Here is a 20010-nt window from a genome sequence, read left to right as displayed (position 1 = left end):
CCCTGCTGCAAAGAGCATCGAATTCGATGCATATTCCTGCAAACCAAACTGCTTTGCAAGAGTCTGGTTGCAGGGTTTATAACGGTTCTGTTGGTTGTACGGGGTTATTGCAACGGAGATCGCTGCTCGCGAGGATGGAACGATCGATGCACCGCGTGCAACTCGGACCTGTCGACATGGGTGTAGATCTGTGTTGTCCCGAGATTCGCATGTCCGAGAAGTTCCTGCACGATGCGAAGGTCAGCCCCCCCTGCAAGCAGATGCGTTGCAAACGAGTGCCGAAGCTCGTGCGGATGGACATGGCGAAGCCCTGCACGCCTGGCATGGGCAGCGACAATCTTCCATACATCCTGACGCGTCAGTTGCTTGCCAGACCGCGACAAAATAACATATCCCGTGTCCTTCACGTCCATCTGAATCAGCTTTGACCGGCACTGTTTCTCATAGGTTTTCATCGCTTCAAATGCTGGCTTGCCGATCGGAACGACGCGTTCCTTATTTCCCTTGCCTCGTACACGCACCATCATCAGCGTCTCGCTGACATCCATCAGCTTGATGCCGATCACCTCCGACGCACGCAAACCACATGCGTACATTAACTCAAGCAGCGCCCGATCGCGCAGCCATAACGTCTGATACTTCCTGTACATCGCGTTCTCGTCACCCGGAGGAGATGGTGATGCAAGCAGCTTGCGAATCTCCGAGTATGACAATGTTCCGGGCAATGGTCTGGATCGCGCCGGTCTGTCGAGCAGTGCCGCAACATTCCTATCGATACGGCGTGTTGCGGTTAACCAGCGCGTGAACACACGAATCGTCGCAAAGTGCCGAACCAGCGACGCGCGCGCGTAGTTTCTCTCGCGACTCAATCGTTGCAGATGCGCAGCCACATGTGGTACTTCGATATCAGAGCAACACCTGAGTTGCTGTTCGTGCGCGATGTCCTCAAGATACAACCTGAGATCATGCGAATATGCTGCGATGGTTGCTGGCGACAACCCGCACTCCACACGGCAGAATACCAGAAAATCAGCTTTCGCATCCGAAAGATCATGCGGAAGCGGAAGATCGTTAGCGACGACATCAGGCGAATCGATCACGCACGCACACTCGTCAGCAGATCCATCATCTCCTCGGCCTGCTCCTGAAGATACTCAAGCCCTACGGCCTGATCGCGCAGCCGCTGCGAGACGACCCGTCCGGATGCAAGGGTCTGCTCGATCCGATCTGTCGCGCGCTCGCACAACTGTTGCTGATCACGTGAAGTCGCATCAAGCCCCAGCACAACCGTTGTGAGATGATCGAGCAACTGCACGGATTTGGCATGCGACTCCGCACTTGCGTGCTGATGCATCGCCAGTTGCTCCAGTTTCGCAGCAGCTTCATCTAGCTCATACTGCGCTGCTTTTCCAGTGTTTCCTATTGTCCGCCCCACAGTACCAACACGCTCTATTGCGTTGGTGATTCGTTCTGCTAGGGACCGAACTTCTTCGGCAATCACAACAAAACCACGCCCCACTTCGCCTGCTCGTGCAGCTTCGATCGCAACATTTAGCGCGAGCACCTTTGTCTGATCTGCAAGTGTTGCAACAGTCTCGCTCATCCGATCAAGCTCAGAGCCATGCTCGGTGAGTGTCTCGATCGCATCACGCGACGATCGGACAGTAGCAACACATGCAGAGGATGTACTGACTGAATGTTTCATGCAATCATTCAGACGCTCCGACTGATAATGGGCTTCTGAAGCTGCAGATGCAATCGCAGCCGCCTGACGCGTTGTCATCCCAGCCGATTCCATCAAGCGTTCAACATCCTCCTCAAGCCTCGCAAGTTCTTCGTCTCTCTTGTGAGCATCCATTCTGCATGACTCTCCCATCGCAAGCGCCTTGCCAGACAAGTCGCCGACACTCGATGACGATTCACGAGCGGTGCTGATGACAGATCGCATGTCGCGCAATAGCGAGTTGATGGACGAGCTCAGTCCGTACGCAGGATTGTCGGGACGAAGCAGGATCTCACGTGAAAGGTCGCGCGCATCAATCACATCATCAAGCTGCGTATCCACCGCCAGGATGCTTCGCTCTCCGGTACGCACTAGATGGACAAGGCAGAGCACCGCAACCACAACCGCAGCAAGCCCGCTCAGAACAGCACTGACCGAGTCCGGCACACCAAGAAATGTTGCACGCGCCTGCAGCGGTTCTTCAGATCGTTCCGATCGAATGCCAGCGCCAGTTGCCGCTGTAAACGCCTGCTCTTCCGCAGATTCAAACTCTGCCCGATATGCTTTGATTGATGCATCAATTCTTGACAACTGGGATGCTGCATCGGCAAACACATCGCATCGCTTTGTAACACGCTCAGCAGTGACTGTAAACAGGTCCATCGCCGCGATATCTGATTTCATGTGTTCGATTGTGTCGCTGATAAAGTCGATATGCGTCTGCGAACCATCCGCAACGTACCCACGTGCATGCATCCTCGCTTCGTGGATCCTGCGTGAGTACAACGCGTTCTCAAGACCATCAATGTCAACCTGGAGCGCATCTCCCGCTGCCAGCAGTGTTGCAACAGCACCCGCATCGCCATCAAGCCCGCGCTCTTTGTAGAGCGACTCAAGACGCGAGAAGCTCTCACGCCACGTACCGAGCAGACGCACAAGGCGCATGTGTTCTGTCTCGCCAATCGTTGAGTATGACTCAAGTCGCGGATGTGTTGAGAGAAGCACACTGCCATCGAGCAAATCAAACGTCTCAGTCACACGATCGAAAGCCCGAGCCGAAGGTTTCTCCAGCGATGCACGCGCAACAGCACTTGTCTCACGGCACCGTTGCACGGTTGCAAGCTGCGCCTGCCACGCGCTGTTTGCCTTAGCAACCTCGCGCGAAGCAGCGCCGTGCCCCCACAGCCATGCGCACAATCCAACAAGCGCAGCTGTCAGGACCACCCCAGCAAGGGTGAGTGGCATTCCCTTCGCAAACCATGAAAAGTGAGAGCGATCTTCCACGGGACATCCCTTCAGCAGAGCAGCATGGGAATGCGTCCGTGCCTGAAACGCTGAACAGAAGAAGGACTCAGCGGGTCGCGTCCTGCGATGGAGTGTACCTAACTATGCAGCATCGGCATAGTCTGAATAAAAAGCACAGTGAAATAAAAAACCCGGTGTTTCCACCGGGTTAAAAATGAAACAGCTGGGGTAATACCACTTCGACATGCATTGCCGCATGTCTATCCATCCACCCAAAGTTGGGTATTGATGGGCGAGATTGTGCTGAACACCAAAGGTAGATCGCTCTACATCGTTGTTTCGATCTTGAAACAGACAATATCTGTTCGCGGCAGTTTCACTCGGTTTGAGTGTGGGAATGCCATAAAAAGCAAACAGATCAGTTGGTCTAAGGAAATCCCTTAGAAAGGAGGTGATCCAGCCGCAGGTTCTCCTACGGCTACCTTGTTACGACTTCGTCCCAGTCATCGGCCTCGCCGTGGGCACCACTGAAATGTGGCGACTTCGGGCGCTACCAACTTCCATGACGTGACGGGCGGTGTGTACAAGGCTCAGGAACGTATTCACCGGAGCGTAGCTGATCTCCGATTACTAGCGATTCCGACTTCATGCCGGCGAATTGCAGCCGACAATCCGAACTGGGGCGTGCTTTTTGCGATTTGCTCCGCCTTGCGGCCTTGCATCGCTTTGTACACGCCATTGTAGCACGTTTGCAGCCCTGGACGTAAGGGCCATGAGGACTTGACGTCATCCCCACCTTCCTCCGGTTTAACACCGGCAGTCTCGCTAGAGTCCTCGGCTTTACCCGTGAGTAACTAGCAATAGGGGTTGCGCTCGTTAAGGGACTTAACCCGACACTTCACAGCACGAGCTGACGACAGCCATGCAGCACCTGTGTACGTTCCACCCGAAGGCGTGGCTCAAGTTTCCAAGAGTTAATCCGTACATGTCAAGCCCAGGTAAGGTTCTTCGCGTTGCCTCGAATTAAGCAACATGCTCCACCGCTTGTGTGAGCCCCCGTCAATTTCTTTGAGTTTTAGCCTTGCGACCGTACTCCCCAGGCGGCGCACTTAACGCTTTTGCTACGGTCGCGACGGCTTCAGTACCGCCACGACCTAGTGCGCATTGTTTACGGCGTGGACTACCAGGGTATCTAATCCTGTTTGATCCCCACGCTTTCGTTCCTCAGCGTCAGAACAAGCCCAGCAGACTGCCTTCGCCATTGGCGTTCCTGTGGATATCTATGCATTTCACCGCTCCACCCACAGTTCTATCTGCCCCTACTTGCCTCAAGACCCGCGGTTCGCCCTGCAGTTCCACAGTTGAGCTGTGGGATTTCACAAGACGCCTGCGAGTCCGCCTACGAACTCTTTAAGCCCAGTAATTCCGTCTAACGCTTGGGCCACTCGTATTACCGCGGCTGCTGGCACGAGTTTAGCCGGCCCTTCCTTTGATCTTGGTCAGTGTTCCTAAGATCTGACAGTGGTTTACACAGCAGAGCTGCTTCATCCCACACGCGGCATTGCTCCGTCAGGCTTTCGCCCATTGCGGAAGATTCGTCGCTGCAGCCTCCCGTAGGAGTCCGGGCAGTGTCTCAGTCCCGATGTTGCGGATCATGCTCTCACATCCGCTACCCGTCTTAGGCTTGGTAAGCCGTGACCTTACCAACTACCTGATAGGACAATCGCCGATCCCAAGGCGGTAAACCTTTCCTCCGTAGAGCACATGGGGTATTACTTGCAGTTTCCCGCAGCTATCCCCCACCTCAGGGCACATTCGATTGTATTCCTAACCCGTTCGCCGCTAACCCGAAGGTTCGCTCGACTTGCATGCATTAGCCATGCCGCCAGCGTTCAGACTGAGCCAGAATCAAACTCTTCAAGAAAGTTCGTTGTACTCCACAGCAAGCTGCAGAGATAACTGGTTTCCAGAATCTGATTGGTGATCTTTGCACGTTTCTCAACATACAAAGGTCGCTCAGACCCGACCTGAAATCAGGTCGGTGCCGATGAGTGGCTTTCCCATCGGCCGCTGTTTTCATATCACTCAAAGCACACGAGAGTGATCGATGTGATTGCCGAAGGGCTGTGAGGACCTTCGACCGACTCTATCTAAGATACGTCTCGCCATGAGTCATTCGACGCCGGCATGTGCACCGGTTGACGTATCCCACACTCTCGCGGGGTTACCCAGCTGTTCACTTGTCAAAGAGGGGCGTGCCGATACACAGTGAAGACTGCATAGAGACACTGATACGCCACGTCTTGGCTTCAAAACGTGGCGGGGGTGATAGTAGTCGAAACTCGACCGCCGTCAAGCATTGCTGCTCTCAATTTCCCGACTTCACTCGTTTCGCTGGATTTCGCATGTTTTTTTGTCAAAAACACGGCTTTGTTCGGCTTTGCAGACAAGCAACCGAGGCGACACGATCACTTCCTAGATGTCATCCGCAACGCCTGCGACAGCAACAAGGACTGGGAATCGCAGATCCTGCATCCTCATTGCCGCCCGGAGTGCCCGAACCGCCTCGGAACAGGTTGCCCCTGTCGTCATAACGTCATCCACCACAACCAACGCTCGGCAACCCGATGGGATCGAAGTTCGGGCCTTCATGGATCCCTTCACGTTGATGGCTCGCTTTGTTCGACTCAGTCCAACCTGCGAAGGTCTGTGATCACGCTGCAACAGACGGCAGATCTGGACGCCTGTCTGCGCTGATACCCCATGGGTCAGTTGCATCGTGTGATCAATTCCACGGGCCATCCGTTTGGAAAATGTCGTCGGGATCGGTACCAGCAAGGCATGATCTGTCGGGATGCCTTCTGCATTCAATCGATCTGCAAGTGTCTCACCGAGCATCCGGCCCAGTCTTCGAGCGAGCGCATGCCAGCGGGTGAACTTCATGTCATGGATCACTTCGCGAAGTTCGTCCTTGTACTGGCCAAGCCGCACACATCCATCCCACGGTACCGGATTCGTTCGGCAGAATGAGCACGATGCCCGCCCCAGCAATCCCTGCTCATCATCCTGATCCAGAACCACCTCGTGTGGCCCAACATTTCTTCCGCATGTCGGACACCATGCATCCGGTTCATCAGGATGCCATCCTGCATTCTCCATGCGCATGCCCAGCGGGGCAGCAGCATACCCCAGCCACGTCGACTCGATCACACGAACGCACGAAATGATCCGCTTGACTTCCGCCGAATGGCGCGGTGTTTTCTGTTGCGTTTTCACGCTGACCCTGAGTCGTTTGATGGCGGCCCATCACTGCCGGGTTGCAGTATGTCAGGATCCACGGCGACTGCATCATGCAGGCGAGCCCGGGCAAGGGAAGCGCGCGCGTCCTGACGCTCATCCTGATTAATCGATTTCCCAACCATACGCTGCAGATGTGCAGGATGGATCTGGAGCATCAGGCGATGGACCGCCTGCATGGGCAGATTGTCTATCAATCCCATGACAACTCCCATGCGAATACGGGAGAGCAGTTTCATTGCTTCTTCTGTTGTGAGCAGCCGTGCGTGCTTTGCAATGCCGAGCGCTCGATGCGCCTGATCTGCAACACGTATTGTGCCCCCCCTGAGCAACTTTGCTCTTGCAGCACGCTCGTACCTGATCACCTGCGGCAGAATTTGTTTTGCGAGTTCATTCATCAACTTCTGCTCGCTCATACCGAGGGTTGTCTGATTGGATATCTGATAGAAATCACCGATTGCTTCGGAGCCCTCGCCGAAGAACCCGCGCAGCGCGAGCGACATGTCCGTCACTGCTCGCTTCACCTTGTCTATTTCACCCGCGATCGTGAGTGCGGGAAGGTGCAGCATCGCACTGAATCTTGCGCCCGTGCCAACATTGGTCGGGCAGGCTGTCAGATAGCCGAATCGCTGGGAAAAGGCGAACTCCAAATCCTGTTCAAGAAGATCGTCAATGCGGGAAACCTCAGAGAACGCCTCATCAAACGCAAGCCCTGAGCGGATCACCTGCATCCGCAGATGATCCTCCTCGTTGACCATAATGGAGACACGCTCATCCGGCAACCCCACTGCAACAGCGCGGGGTGTACGAAGGTCCGGCTTGCCACGTGTGCGAGAACCATTCGCGTGCTGCTGCGATGCAAGATGCCGCTCGACAAGCAACTGACGATCTATCTCATCCACCGTATGAAGATCCACCCACACAATCCGCTGCAGAATTGACCGATCAGGATCTGAGGACATGATGCGCTGCTTGCATGTTTCAAGCACGTTCGCACGCTCATCCAGACTGGCAACATTCACGAACGGCATCCCTGCAAGATTGCGAGCAAGGCGCACGCGCGACGAAACTACGACATCCGCGTCGGTTCCCTCGCCCTTCAGCCATTCAACCTGCACCGCATCCGCAGAGCCTGGCTCATTGTCGCCGTTGTGCTGTTCATGGGGACCTGTCATGGATTTACTCGTTCACTCAACTGTTGCCGTGTCACTCGCCGGGATTCATCGTGACACCAAGCGATGTGAGTTCGTCCCTCAATGCAGCAGCACGCTCGTACTGCTCATTTCTGACGGCGCTCTTCAACTGGTTTGTCAGAAGTGCAATACGGTCGGCGCGTGCCTGCTCTACAAGCTGTGCCTGAATGCGGCCGTGCGTGTCCGTTTCGTCATTCTGACCAGCTTCATCACCCGCGTCGGTCGGTTGTGAGATTGAACACGCAATACGAGTTGGCACCTTGCCAACGTGATGTGTCGCTCCCTCGTGCTCTCTCGCCAGAATCGATGTCAGCTTCGACGCAAACTGGGTATAGCAGTTAGCGCACCCCAAGAGCCCCGACCTGCGAAACTCAGCAAAGGTTCTGCCGCAGTGTGTGCATGCTTTTCCAGCGGGATTATCCGCGACATCGCGGGGAGGCCCCAACTGCACCTGAGCTGCAATAACGTGCTTCAGAATCGGGAGCACCGTGTGCGTGGGGTTGATCTCATACCCCTCGTCACGCGCACAATGCTCGCAGAGATGCAACTCGTGATGCTCGTTCTGCTTAATTACGGTCTCATGCACCACAGCAGGACGTCCACAACGATCGCATGTTCGATCCTGCATCGGCCAGCTCTCCTTGGTGCTCGTGTGTCATCGTCAGTCTACACGTGCAACTCGTTCCGCAGCACATTTTACAGGCAAATACCACGAAAAACACGCCTCATTTCGAGACGTGTGTGACTGACTTCGCACGTTTGCGGTATGTTATGATGCTTTCTGCTGCGCGGTGTACCCATACTTGCGCTTCAACGGCTTGACCACGAGGCCGGACTTGATGGCCTTTGTGGAGGCGCGGACTCGTGTGGGTTTGCCATCAATCAGTGCGGTAACCTTCTGGATGTTCGGGCGGAAGCGCTTCCGAGCAATGCCGGAAGCCTTGAGTCCGAATCCACCCTTGGTGATGGCAGCACCGCGCCACGCACGCTTGCGACCAAAGCTGGTCTTTTTGCCTGTAAACTCGCACACGTAACCCATGTCAACGCTCCCGATCGAAACCTGAGCCCAAAGAAGCACCATCTCAATGAGATAGGCCGGGATACTAGGGCACAGAGCACGAACTGACAAGCAGACATAAAACCCGGGCTCAAGAACGGGCAAGACGCTGCCGGCTGATCATCAACTCGAGTGTCTGACAGACAATGTCAACGTCCCGCTCGGTTAACTGGCTATGGAATGGGAGTGCAATTGTCCGCTGAGATACCGACTCTGCAATTGGAAACATGCCCGGCTCGAAACCAAACATTTCCCGATAAAACGGAAGCAAATGAATGCACGGGAAGTACGGAGCGGCACCAACATCATGCTCACGAAGTTCTGTAATGATCCGATCACGATCGTCGCATGAGTACTCTGTCTGCAAACGCACCACAAATACAAACCACGAGACTTCTGTCCCAGGCATGACATCCGGTAGTGTGAGTTCCGGCACGCCCATGAGCCGACTCATATACATCCCAGCAACTGATTCTCGCTTCTGGAGAATTTCCTGAAAGCGCTCCATCTGCCCAACTCCAATGGCAGCCTGAATCTCGCTCATGCGGTAGTTGAATCCGAGCCTGACATGCGTCAGCCACGATCCCGTGGATGGTGATGGACCTGAAGATACAGGATCTCGAACCGATCGTTCTGGAGTTGGAGCATGAGCGGAGTCAAACTCACATGGCCTGCCATGGCTTCGCATTGAGCGGCACACCTCAGCAAGCCGTTCGTCATCGGTCACAATCACTCCACCCTCGCCAGTAGTAATCTGCTTGTTTGGGTAGAAGGCAAAGACACCGGCACGGCCGAACGATCCTGCAGGTCTTCCTCTGCATGAACTTCCGAGCGCTTCACAACAGTCCTCAATCAGCGGGATCTCGTGCCGAGCTGCAATTGCCGCGTACTTGTCCATGTGTGCAGCGTTACCGAATGTTTCGACCGCAAGTATCGCTCTGGTGCGCGGTGTGATTGCAGCTTCAACCTTTTCAGGGTCCATGTTGAGTGAGTTCGGCTCAACATCGACAAATACCGGTGTCGCACCAACATACAGGATGGCATTGGATGATGCGACAAAGGAAAACGGCGTCGTCACTACCTCGTCGCCAGGGCCAATCTCAAGTGCCCGCAGGACAAGATGCAACCCAGCGGTGCCTGATGACACAGCAACACCGAAGTTCCGCCCCGATTGTTCAGCAATCTGTTGCTCGAACCGTTCCTGCATTGGACCAATAGACAACCGACCCGTCATCATCGTGCGCGTGACCAGATCGATCTCGCGCTTGGTGATATCGGGTCGGCTGAGCGGAATTTCATTGATTGACATTGCGGCCTCCGGCTGACGAACACGATCGAGTCAGCACGCGGTGTCTGACGCAGAGGTGTGTCTCAGGTATGCCAACACCGCACTGTACCCAAAAATCACATGGTGCTTACCCCGACACCCCGGAGAATCCGATCGGCGAGAACGTCCTCGAAGGTTGAGAGTTCCATCTCGACGAGGCCCGGCTCACCGGTAATCTGGACCTGCCCAAGGCGCAAGCCTTGCTCGATCTGCTGGCCGAGACGCTTGTCAGCGGTAATAAACGTGGAGTGATTCGTTCTGGCAAGCCCGCGAGCGATCTCGGGATAGCTCATAGGAGTCAGTCTACGGGCGAGACGAGTGACAACAGCGCGGGCGAGCACAACGCGAGGATGGCGTCCGCGACCATGCACGTCGCGGATCTCGACATCGAGCGCTGTACACACAGCATCAAGGATCTCTGCAAAGCGCACAGGCCTGCGACGACGACCACCATCGATACCCTCGATCGATCCTGTCACAACCTGTGAGCTGTACTGACTTCCACCGGTGCCACACGTGGCAAGCACGAGACGCGCAATCTCCGCGCTGATGGTGACGTTGCCAATAGAGAGTTCGTTCTTCGCCCCACCACTGATACGTGCCCGCACTTCTGCCTGAGAAACCAGACCATCGAGTTCGCGTGCAGAAGATCCAATCGCATGTGCACTCGCTGCAAGAATACGCGCTGCATCCATATCGATACTGATCCCGCGACGATGCGCAAGATGACGGATGAGGTCGATACGCATCGATTCATCCGGCAGATCAACGCCGACAACGGCACCGGCACGCATGCGAGACATAACGGGAGTTGAGAACTGCGCAAGCTCGTCAGGATGATGATCTGAAGCAACCGCAAGACGCGAGCCCGACAGATCGATCGATTCGAGTGTGTGCAGCAACTCCTTCTGCGTCCCCTTCTTCCCTGCAAGGAAGTGGACATCATCGATGCAAAGCAGATCGAGCTTTCGATAGCGTGCCCGGAAGATATCCAGCTTTGCGGATCCACCACGCAGCGCGGTGAGATACCCGTTTGTAAACTCCTCAGCGGTTGTGTACGCAACCCTTGCATCAGGCTGAAGCTCACGGACTCGTCCTACCGCAGCCTGAAGCAGGTGCGTCTTGCCGACGCCGCACGGACCATGAATAAACACAACCTCTCCGCCGACACTCACGGTGCCAGGTTCAGCCACAGCCGCGTCGATCAGGTTGCATATCGCCTGGTATGCAACCAGATTGGAGTTGCCCGTGACAAACCGGTCCAGCGTGAAGCGGCCAGTAATTGCTGGACGTTTCTGAGCCCGTACTGACCGGGTGGCTCCACCACGTTGTGACGCTGCATACTTGTCCTCAAATGACGTGTCATGTGCGAACGGTGACGACGGCCCAAACCGTGAGCTGTCAACCTTGAACTGCAACTCGCGAGCAAGCTGCATGTCCTGACTAACGCCGGGATCAAGCGCGGGCATGTCAACCGGAGAATATTCGCGGCAGATGCGCCCAAGAACGTCGCCATACCGCTTGCGAAGAATGTCAGCAACAAACCGGGACGAAACGAGAATGATCAGCGGCCCGGTGTTGTTCTCTTCATCTTCGCGGATCATGCGCGCCTGACCACGGAAGTAGCGATCAAAGTCCTCATGCCCGAACTCAAGGCGCACTCGCTCGTTTGGATCGACAGTTGGAACAACTCGGACTGCGTCCGCGCGATCGACTGTTACCGTGCCGTGCAGTGACACAGCGCTACGACCCGGAATCTGCGAAAGATCACGATCAACCTGCACTGCACGTGTTTCGTCACGCCCGCTGATATGTGGCGGCGCGAGAAACTCCTCTGGTCCATGGGATTGTGTCGGTGTGTTGGTCGATGATCGGATCGCTTTGGCTTTGGTCACTCGGTACCCCTATCGCTGTGCAGAAGTTGCGGACAGACTTCAACGCACCTTCGTGACACCGATAGCGCAAACCAACAGCGTGAGGCTGAAGGCCCTTTGAGGCCGACACACCAATCGGTGTTTACGCCTTGACGTTTGCGATCGGTTGACGTGCGGAGCAAATGTCCGCCGAAGGTGAGGCAGATGGTACCAAAATCTTCAATGTTTCCCAGTCGGGAAAGCTCTTCCCACGGACTCTGATCACACTGTAACCTCTTGACACAGAAGCGATTAACACAACATAAATATATTTTTCAACGGGTTTTAACCGATCGTTGGGGCATCGTGGAATCTTCTGTGGAAAACGTCATAAGCGCCGGAATGAGTCACGATTTGTGCGCTTCAGACGGCGATCGACAACTTGTTTCAGGGGAACCAACTGAGTGCATCTGTTTGGATGTCGCAACGAGCGCGCAACGCGACTCAGTGCGCAAAAAACCGAGCGATTCGTATAGCGTGCGAGCTGCTGCATTCCGTTGATCGACTGCACATCGCAGGGTTGGCAGACGACGTAACGCAAGTTGATGGATGGCGGTTTGAACGAGTTTCTTTCCAAGACCGTGCCCGCGTGCTTCTGGCGCAAGCCCTATGTAGATCAGATCCGCAGCCCGCCCGTCAGGAGATCTACTGACCAAACAACACCCAACTGGTTTGTTCTCGCATTCGACAATCTGCCACATGGAGGTGTCGCCGTCGCCAGCTGCGATATGTGAGTCCAGCACATCCGATGTTGGTCTGGCATTGCACAACTCTGGACAATCCAGTGTGTTCTCATACGAACCGTCGATCGCTTGAACCAAACGCTCGCGCTCATCTGCGACAACCATGCCCATCGGTCGCGCAATGAACCTCCCCTGCGACCACCCAGGGTCTCCGGCACCAGACTTCGGTCTGTCATCTCGCACGATCTTGCGTGACATGTAGTCGAGATCCGTAATGTGTGAGAACCCCGCTGCAACAAACGCACGCACAAGATCGACCTGATGCGGCTCAGCGAGTGTCTGGAACAACAGGAGCCGTTCCATTCCCCGCTCACTCAGCATGCATCTGACTGCGCTGGAGATACACGAAGCAAGCGCATCGACATCGCACGAGGCGTCAAGCCGGGGCGAGGCAAAGACCGTCGCGGTTCGCCCCGCTCCAAATACTACCATACATGACCCAATCATCTGAGTTGGATCGTCGCTGCGCGACACGTGCCAGATCAGATTGGGGTTGATCCCAAACTCGGATGCATTCTCGATCATCCGTCTCGCACCGACCATCGCCTGATGCAGAGGAGCCTCGTTCAACAGAGCCGCAGCCTTGATCCGTTGCTCGGGCGGAGTGCGTACTACAACCCACCGATGACCCGAATGGGATACAAGGGGCTGAGGATGGGAACCAGTCTCAGCCATCACTACATGCTCCGGGGATCCAAACGACACACAGACGCGGATAGAAATGCTATCATGTAGGCCCGCCACAGCTTTGCTATGGCGTTAACGGACATCTGCTTTCGCCATCACACCACACACTCGCCGATTGTCGGCCCTCTGTTCCGGAGAACGCGATGCACATTCGCCCGCTGCCAGCATCACTTTCCCGCTCGCTCCGTACCGCAAGTATTGTTGGTGCGTGCCTGCTTGGCATCGGCCTGCCCGCGATGGCTGCTCCAGAGCCCGACCCCGTCCCAACACGCTGGCAGCTCTATGTGGAGACATCGCCCCTCAGCCTGATCAATCTGCAGGATGATCGCGGGAATGTCCACCCCTACTTCTACATGACCTACGAGGTGACGAATGACTCCGGACAGGACCTCGTGTTCGCACCCGTCTTCGAGCTTGCAGATGACGAGGGGCGCACTGTCCGCGGCGGTCGTGGCGTGCCAGGCTCGGTCACACGCAGACTAATGGACATGCTCGAAAACCCCCTGCTCCAGGATCAGGTCAGCGTGCTCGGGCTGCTGCTCCAGGGCAACGACAACGCGCGTCAGGGTCTGGTGATCTGGCCAGCGGAGGATCTGAACGTTGACAATATCTCGATCTTCTGCGCTGGCTTCAGCGGCGAAACCGAGACAGTGAACTTCCCGACCCGGAACGGTGCTGAGAGATCTGTGCTGTTCCGCAAGACCCTCATGCTCTCATTTGACACACCCGGCACACTCGTGCCCGGGCGCACCCCCGACATGCGTCCAGCCGAGACGCGCTGGGTGATGCGGTAAAATCTGAAATCAAACCGGTAATCTGTCCGAAAACGCGTTTTCAGCCGATTTTCACGCATGCAATGGAGCCGGGCTGGAGCACACGAGCCCACCCTGCTATCATCAAGGCCCGATTCTGACGGGTTCTTTGTCCGCACGAACGATGATTGTGAGTCTTTGCCATGGCACATAAAAAGGGACAGGGTTCATCCAAGAACGGCCGCGACTCGAACCCGCAGTATCTTGGGATCAAGCTCTACGGCGGCGAGATGGCACAGCCCGGCGCGATCATCGTGCGTCAGCGTGGCACCAAGTTCAAGCCCGGATTCCTCGTCCAGCGAGGCAAGGACGACACCCTCTACGCTGTCTCCACAGGCAAGGTCATCTTCGACAAAGGCAAGGTCCACATCGATCCGATCGATGCGTCCATCCAGAAGCCAGCCTGGTTGAAGTCGGCGTAAGTTCAGTGACAAACTGAGTGAGTTCACCAACCCGCGCGAGTCGCGGGTTTTTTACGGAGATTCAGTCCCACACCACTTCCCACACATCGCGTCCAGACGACTGTGTTCCAAGCGCCCTGCACACATTATCATCTGCTTTGACAACCCCATCTGCACCAAACTCATCAGCAAACTCCTTGAGAATAGCAATATCCTGCTGAGTCACAACAACAACACCTACCGCAACCATCTCATCATCGTCCAAGATTCTGAGAAACAACTGCGTGTTGGGCATTGATGCTTCAAGTGAATCGAGGGCCTCACGGAATCTATCAAGCCCCGGATGATCTTCAAGGTTTGGAGCAATCTCATAGTCATCCTGAGCGTGGGCAAAGAACTCAGCAATCGATACCAGTTTCAGACCCACGCTTGCAGCATTTGAATATCGTTTGATCATGATGTGATACAACTGGCTGATTCTGCCAGACCAACCTTGAGCGAGATCAGACAGTTGCACCTGCACAGTCTGGCCGTCATTCAGCACGAGATCAGACACCTTCTTTCCACATCCATGTTCAGTCGAACAGCTTCGTATATCAGCCCACCGAATACGAGTAATATGATTATCGCCAACAATCGAGAGCGCAACCGGCGAGAAGTAATACTTGTCTTTGTAGACACCATACACACGCTCATCCGAAGCCAGATTAAGAAAACGAAAGCGTTTTCCTTTGGGGTAAACCACTGCACCAGGCCGACCTTCGAACGTCTCTCGTTCAAAGAGCTGGACAATCGTATCATCTGCTTTGGAAGTGCTCATAGTGCCTTCGTTTGCTCATTGATACAAATACGAGAAAGTTCCTTTAATAACCCCGGCACAGTCTCTAGCTTCTGCATGGTCGCGCCGTCGCTCATCGCGTTTTTCGGATCGGGATGGCACTCCAGAAACACCGCGTGGACGCCGGCTGCAACGGCTGCACGCGCGAGCATCGGCGCGCGCTCGGGCCTCCCGCCCGACTGTGCCCCAGCGCCGGGGAGCTGCGTCGAGTGCGTCGCGTCGAAGCACAACGGCGGTGCGCCGCCGGGCACGTTGAGTTCCATCAGATCGCCCATCCCGATGAAGTCGTTGACCAACCGGTTGTACCCGAAGAACGTGCCACGCTCTGTCAGCATGACGTTGGTGCAGCCCGCTTCTGCGGTCTTGTTCACGGGGCCTGCCATCTCTTGCGGCGAGAGGAACTGGCCCTTCTTGATGTTCACCGCGCGGTTGTGCTTCGTCGCTGCTTCAGCACACGCGACGAGCAGGTCCGTCTGGCGGCACAGAAACGCGGGGATCTGGAGGACGTCAACGACCTGCGCGACGCGATCTGCCTGCTCTGGGTGGTGTACGTCTGTGGTGACTGGGACTTGGAGCGCATCGCGGATGTGCGCAAGCCAGTCGAGCCCCTGGTCCATGCCGGGACCGCGTGGCGAGCCCATGGACGTGCGATTTGCCTTATCAAACGATGCCTTGAAGATGTAGCTGAGCCCGAGCGAGGCGCACGTGTCACGCACGAGTGTGCCGATCTGCATGCCGAGCTCGCGCGATTCGAGCGTGCACGGGCCCGCGATGATGGCGAGCGGATGCGCAGCGCCGATCTCGAAGCTCGCGCCTGCAGGCGTGTGTACACAGCACGTTCTCTGGTTCGTCGTCATGCACCACAATAGTCACTGGACGCAATGTCAGTTCTTTGCGCTGACGGTCAGTGTTGCAGGGCCACCCGTGACGACCGCGCCGTTGTTCGACATGGCTTGCTGGGTCTTGCCGTTCTGGGTGTGGAGACGCTGGACGCGGTGCGATGCCCAGTCAGTGACCGCAAGGTCCGGGCTGTGCGACGCGTTGTGGACGCGCAGGATGTCGTAGGTGTTGTTGCGCTGGGCTGGGGTGAACCCGGCGTCGCGGATGAGCCTGCACAGCACAGCCTCGTCGAGGCAGTACGTCGTGCCCGCCGACGAGACGACGTTCTCCTCCATCATGATCGATCCCATGTCATTCGCGCCAAAGGCGAGCCCGACCTGGCCGATGTGCGGGCCCATCGTGACCCACGACGAACCGATGGAGTAGATGTTGTCAAGGAACAGTCGCGAGATCGCCTGCGTGCGCAGGTAGTCTGTCGAGCCGGACCGGCGCACGCGCCGACCAAACTCTGGCACGCCGAGTGCGCGATAGTCAACGTCCTCGACGCGTCCGAAGTCGAACTCGCGCGCAACAGTGTCTCCCGGGAACTCACCCGTGTCGTCGGGTGACGCGCCCCAGTCGGGCACATGGCCGAGCGGCGTGTTCTCGCGCTGGAACGGCCACGCAATGAATGCTTTGTAATGGCCCATCGGCGTGTCGCGCTCGGCAGTCTCACGGAGCACGCGGTCCTGCCACTGGCGCACCAGCAGCATGTGATGAATGCGGTCGGCGTACCCCTCGATGTGCCCGAACATCATCGACGCGCTCGTGAACATACCCAATGTGTGCGCAGCGTACATGCACGTCAGCCATGCGGTCGCGTCGCACTTGCCGAGCCCTATCTTCCGGCGGACCGGATGCGCAAAGATCTCCCCACCACCGCCGGGCAATGAATCGAGACCCGCGTCCTGCAGTTTCTTCAGCACCCAGCGGATCTTGTCTTCCAACATTGCGCCGGGCGGGTTGAAGAAGTGAACAAACTCGATGAGTTCCGGCGGCGAGAACGCGTGGATATGGATGTGCGGGAACCGTTCCTTGATACCTGAGAGCAGATCGAGATACCAGTCAAGCGGAAGATCCGGATTCATCCCACCCTGCATGAGAATCTGCGTGCCACCGACTGCTGAGAGTTCGGCGATTTTCTGGTAGATCTCCTCATACTCCAGCGTGTACGAATCTTCATCGCCCGGATTGCGCTTGAACGCACAGAACGTGCACTTGGCGTTGCAAACGTTTGTGTAGTTGATGTTGCGATCGATAACATATGTTCGGAATGAGTCGCCGTGGATGTGCCTGCAGCGCGCATCTGCCCAGCGACCGAGCGAAGGCGTTGGCATCTGAGTGAACAGATCGAGCGCCTGGTACGGCGTGAGTCTTACCTCGCCAGCAAAGACTGCGCTGAGCAGCCCAGCGTCACTTGCCGCATAGTCCGGATACTCGACTGGCACATACACCTCTGCCACGCGTGACCCCTCCTGTTGGTATCTCAGGGCCATCATATGCCAAGCGTTCTCCGGTTACCGCTCCAGCGTTCCGTTTGTGACGTCTGTACTCGTACGTCTGACTACACCGAATGTGCGGGGTCGATTTATGCACGGGCATCAGAAAGAGCACAAACCAACCTCCAACTTCGTCGATGATCTGATGTGAGCGTCCATAGCAACGGACGCAACAGAGGAATCGCGTGTCAACACTCCGGTCTCACATCTCAGACGCACTTGTGCAGCTCCGACGGTGCTTACTGGGTGCTGTTGTGGTGCTGTTCGTTAGTCTGCTCATCCACATCGTCGCCGTTGGATTTGTCCACTTTACTGATGTTCGTTACGTCGAAGCCGGAGCAGGCACCGAGCAGGCGCCGCGAATCGTGCACAGCACCGGTGTTGCGCCAGGTGTCGATCTCGATCGTGACCAGTTTGATCCAACAGTGCATAAACGACCGACCGCCTCTGGGCAGATCCAGAATACAGCCGAAACGAAACTTGTCCTTGGCCCGTGGGACGATGGGCTTCGCATTACCAATGACATTGCCGGCGCGGTAGGCATATTCGCATCGTGGGCGATCGTGCTGCTGTCGGTGCTCGGCGTGCAGGTGTCTGCTGGTGGTGGTGTCCGCGGTGTGCATCACATGGTCAGCACCTGTTTGTGGGCACTCGGGATCGCCATCTTCGCAACACCGTGGGAGGGCGCACTGCCTTCGTCGCCGATCCCGGGCGTCCTTGTGCATTACGCCGAGGTGATCGAAACGAGCGCCCAAGCCTCACAGCACGTACACGTCGTTGAGTTCTTTCTTTCCAACTTCGTGCTCCCAGCAACACTGATGGCAGGGGCACTTGTGTGCTCGTGGAAGTTCTGCAAAGGTGTTGAAGCAGGCATGTACCTGCCACAGGCAACACCGTTCGATATCGCGGTCGACAAGGAAATCGCTGAGATTCGAGCGGGCAACATCTCCGGGATGGGCGGCAGAACTGCTGGAGCGCTCAACAACGCAATGGCCAAGAAATCAGCCGAAGACACTGGTCCTTCTGTCGAGGACGCATTCCCCGACAAAAACAAACCGGGCGCAAAGCCGAGCGAGGAACGCAAGTGGGTCTCGCACAACGATCGCGAAGCAGGCAAGCCGAACATGTCAAATGATGGCTTCCGCAGACCGCTCTGATATCACAACAATCTACTTCGTGATGACTCGGCCCTTGCCCTTGCGCACTTTGCCGATGCAGTACACAGTCTCACCCGCCTTTGTCAGCTTCTCTGCAATAGCGTCGGCGAAGGTTGGACGGACGATCAGGCAGTATCCGATGCCACAGTTGAACACGCGTCGCATCTCGTCGTCAGCAACATTGCCGTGCTTCTGCAGGAACGGGAACACGGGTGGCAACTTCCACGCCGATTCATCAATGACCACATCAACACCATCATGCAGCGCACGTTCAAGATTTCCCGCAAGCCCACCGCCGGTGATGTGCGCCATACCCGATATGACCTTCTTCACCTTGTACGAACGCAGCAGTTTCACGATCGGCTGCACATAGATGCGCGTTGGTGTGATGAACACGTCACCGAGCGTCTTTGTGTCATCCAGTTCGGGGTAGATCTTCTTCAGATCGAGCTTTGCATGTGAGACAATCTTTCGAACAAGCGAGTAGCCGTTGGAATGTATCCCTGATGATGCAAGCCCAAGAACAACATCGCCCGGCTCGACCCTGCTTGAATCGATCGCGCGCTTCAGTTCGAGCACGCCAACCGTGAACCCGGCCATGTCAAACTCACCGGTTGGGTACACATCGGGCATCTCGGCTGTCTCGCCGCCAAGCAGGGCGCATCCAGCCTCCACACAACCGTCGCTGACACCCTTCACCAGTGCTGAGAGCATCCCCTGATCGACTTTCGGGATCGCAAGATAATCAAGGAAGATCAGTGGTTCGGCCCCCTCGACAATCAGGTCGTTGACACACATCGCGACAAGGTCGATGCCGATCGTGTCGAACTTCTGCATATCGGTCGCAATCTTGAGCTTTGTCCCTACACCGTCGGTCGAGGCGACAAGCACCGGATCCTTGTAGTTCCGCTTGAAGAGCTTTTCGTTGAAATCGAGCCTGAACAGTCCAGCAAACCCGCCATCGTTCTGGATCACACGAGGCCCAAACGTACGACGCATCATTGACCCGATTGAGTGGGCAAACCGATCGCCAGCATCAATATCAACGCCCGAACCGGCGTAAGTCAGTCCTTTGGCGGATTCGAGTGTGGCTGAGCCTGTGTTATCTGATGCTGCCATGGCAAATCGTAGGTGGGCAGGTCGAAAACCCCAACATCTCGCTGCCGTCGGAGTCTGTCAATCAATCGGGCTGAATTTGTCGCAGCGGCTGCTGCGTCTTAGACTGGGCCTGCGTTTTCG

The 20010-nt window shown here is 56.2% G+C and carries 16 protein-coding genes and 1 rRNA gene; 3 read left to right on the top strand and 14 right to left on the bottom strand.

Annotated features, from left to right (window positions below; all coding sequences use genetic code 11):
* Window positions 1-104 precede the first annotated feature (104 nt).
* From H6815_09710 to H6815_09665, 10 genes are all read right to left on the bottom strand, one after another.
* On the bottom strand, window positions 105-1100 hold the full coding sequence (locus tag H6815_09710; protein ID MCB9860712.1) for a tyrosine recombinase: 996 nt from the start codon (window positions 1098-1100) through the stop codon (window positions 105-107).
* The gene (locus H6815_09705) at window positions 1097-3007 is read right to left on the bottom strand and encodes a methyl-accepting chemotaxis protein (protein ID MCB9860711.1); all 1911 of its coding nucleotides are present in this window, start codon (window positions 3005-3007) and stop codon (window positions 1097-1099) included. Before H6815_09705 ends, H6815_09710 begins: the two co-directional genes overlap by 4 nt.
* 399 nt (window positions 3008-3406) lie before the next feature.
* Window positions 3407-4891: ribosomal RNA gene (locus tag H6815_09700) — 16S ribosomal RNA — on the bottom strand.
* A gap of 552 nt (window positions 4892-5443) precedes the next feature.
* Entirely contained in the window at window positions 5444-6244 is an 801-nt protein-coding gene (locus H6815_09695; GenBank protein ID MCB9860710.1) for a ComF family protein, read from the bottom strand.
* The gene (locus H6815_09690; GenBank protein ID MCB9860709.1) at window positions 6241-7440 is read right to left on the bottom strand and encodes a protein arginine kinase; all 1200 of its coding nucleotides are present in this window, start codon (window positions 7438-7440) and stop codon (window positions 6241-6243) included. The genes H6815_09695 and H6815_09690 overlap by 4 nt, the downstream gene beginning before the upstream one ends.
* Window positions 7441-7471: 31 nt before the next feature.
* Window positions 7472-8086, bottom strand: coding sequence for a UvrB/UvrC motif-containing protein (locus H6815_09685; protein MCB9860708.1), 615 nt, complete (start codon window positions 8084-8086; stop codon window positions 7472-7474).
* A 141-nt stretch (window positions 8087-8227) separates the two neighbouring features.
* Window positions 8228-8497 (bottom strand): 50S ribosomal protein L28, encoded by a 270-nt coding sequence (locus tag H6815_09680; protein MCB9860707.1) that lies wholly within the window; start codon window positions 8495-8497, stop codon window positions 8228-8230.
* Window positions 8498-8606: 109 nt separating this feature from the next.
* Complete coding sequence (locus H6815_09675) at window positions 8607-9824, bottom strand: DegT/DnrJ/EryC1/StrS family aminotransferase (protein MCB9860706.1); 1218 nt, start codon at window positions 9822-9824, stop codon at window positions 8607-8609.
* 95 nt (window positions 9825-9919) lie between these two features.
* On the bottom strand, window positions 9920-11737 hold the full coding sequence (locus H6815_09670) for an ATP-binding protein (protein MCB9860705.1): 1818 nt from the start codon (window positions 11735-11737) through the stop codon (window positions 9920-9922).
* Between the two features lie 365 nt (window positions 11738-12102).
* Window positions 12103-13173: a GNAT family N-acetyltransferase gene (locus H6815_09665; protein MCB9860704.1), complete on the bottom strand. Its 1071-nt coding sequence runs from the start codon at window positions 13171-13173 to the stop codon at window positions 12103-12105.
* Between the two features lie 155 nt (window positions 13174-13328).
* Between H6815_09665 and H6815_09660 the strand changes: the two genes are divergently transcribed.
* Window positions 13329-13979: a hypothetical protein gene (locus H6815_09660; GenBank protein MCB9860703.1), complete on the top strand. Its 651-nt coding sequence runs from the start codon at window positions 13329-13331 to the stop codon at window positions 13977-13979.
* 161 nt (window positions 13980-14140) lie between these two features.
* Entirely contained in the window at window positions 14141-14419 is a 279-nt protein-coding gene (rpmA, locus tag H6815_09655; protein ID MCB9860702.1) for a 50S ribosomal protein L27, read from the top strand.
* Window positions 14420-14480: 61 nt separating this feature from the next.
* Here rpmA and H6815_09650 read toward each other — a convergent pair whose 3' ends face one another.
* Genes H6815_09650 through H6815_09640 form a run of 3 tightly spaced genes read right to left on the bottom strand, consistent with a single transcriptional unit; the run spans window position 14481 to window position 17614 of the window.
* Entirely contained in the window at window positions 14481-15218 is a 738-nt protein-coding gene (locus H6815_09650) for a hypothetical protein (GenBank protein MCB9860701.1), read from the bottom strand.
* The gene (kdsA, locus tag H6815_09645; protein ID MCB9860700.1) at window positions 15215-16093 is read right to left on the bottom strand and encodes a 3-deoxy-8-phosphooctulonate synthase; all 879 of its coding nucleotides are present in this window, start codon (window positions 16091-16093) and stop codon (window positions 15215-15217) included. The genes H6815_09650 and kdsA overlap by 4 nt, the downstream gene beginning before the upstream one ends.
* Before the next feature lie 27 nt (window positions 16094-16120).
* A complete protein-coding gene (locus H6815_09640) occupies window positions 16121-17614 on the bottom strand; it encodes a radical SAM protein (GenBank protein MCB9860699.1) in 1494 nt (497 codons plus the stop codon).
* A gap of 185 nt (window positions 17615-17799) precedes the next feature.
* Between H6815_09640 and H6815_09635 the strand changes: the two genes are divergently transcribed.
* Window positions 17800-18771, top strand: a complete 972-nt coding sequence (locus H6815_09635; protein MCB9860698.1) for a hypothetical protein — start codon at window positions 17800-17802, stop codon at window positions 18769-18771.
* Window positions 18772-18783: 12 nt separating this feature from the next.
* On the opposite strand, the gene H6815_09630 is transcribed toward H6815_09635, so the two are convergent.
* On the bottom strand, window positions 18784-19890 hold the full coding sequence (locus H6815_09630) for a phosphoribosylformylglycinamidine cyclo-ligase (protein MCB9860697.1): 1107 nt from the start codon (window positions 19888-19890) through the stop codon (window positions 18784-18786).
* Between the last annotated feature and the right edge of the window lie 120 nt (window positions 19891-20010).

The sequence above is a fragment of the Phycisphaeraceae bacterium genome, from assembly GCA_020639155.1.
Classification (GTDB): Bacteria; Planctomycetota; Phycisphaerae; order Phycisphaerales; family UBA1924; genus JACKHF01.
The sequence above is the reverse complement of the archived record's forward strand: the minus strand, read 5'-3'. Positions and strand labels throughout refer to the sequence as shown.

Coding starts and splice junctions, on each gene's coding strand:
- H6815_09690 (MCB9860709.1), bottom strand. CDS start 7,440: ATGACAGGTCCCCATGAACAGCACAACGGCGACAATGAGCCAGGCTCT.
- H6815_09685 (MCB9860708.1), bottom strand. CDS start 8,086: ATGCAGGATCGAACATGCGATCGTTGTGGACGTCCTGCTGTGGTGCAT.
- H6815_09680 (MCB9860707.1), bottom strand. CDS start 8,497: ATGGGTTACGTGTGCGAGTTTACAGGCAAAAAGACCAGCTTTGGTCGC.
- H6815_09675 (MCB9860706.1), bottom strand. CDS start 9,824: ATGTCAATCAATGAAATTCCGCTCAGCCGACCCGATATCACCAAGCGC.
- H6815_09665 (MCB9860704.1), bottom strand. CDS start 13,173: ATGGCTGAGACTGGTTCCCATCCTCAGCCCCTTGTATCCCATTCGGGT.
- H6815_09660 (MCB9860703.1), top strand. CDS start 13,329: ATGCACATTCGCCCGCTGCCAGCATCACTTTCCCGCTCGCTCCGTACC.
- rpmA (MCB9860702.1), top strand. CDS start 14,141: ATGGCACATAAAAAGGGACAGGGTTCATCCAAGAACGGCCGCGACTCG.
- H6815_09650 (MCB9860701.1), bottom strand. CDS start 15,218: ATGAGCACTTCCAAAGCAGATGATACGATTGTCCAGCTCTTTGAACGA.
- kdsA (MCB9860700.1), bottom strand. CDS start 16,093: ATGACGACGAACCAGAGAACGTGCTGTGTACACACGCCTGCAGGCGCG.
- H6815_09640 (MCB9860699.1), bottom strand. CDS start 17,614: ATGATGGCCCTGAGATACCAACAGGAGGGGTCACGCGTGGCAGAGGTG.
- H6815_09630 (MCB9860697.1), bottom strand. CDS start 19,890: ATGGCAGCATCAGATAACACAGGCTCAGCCACACTCGAATCCGCCAAA.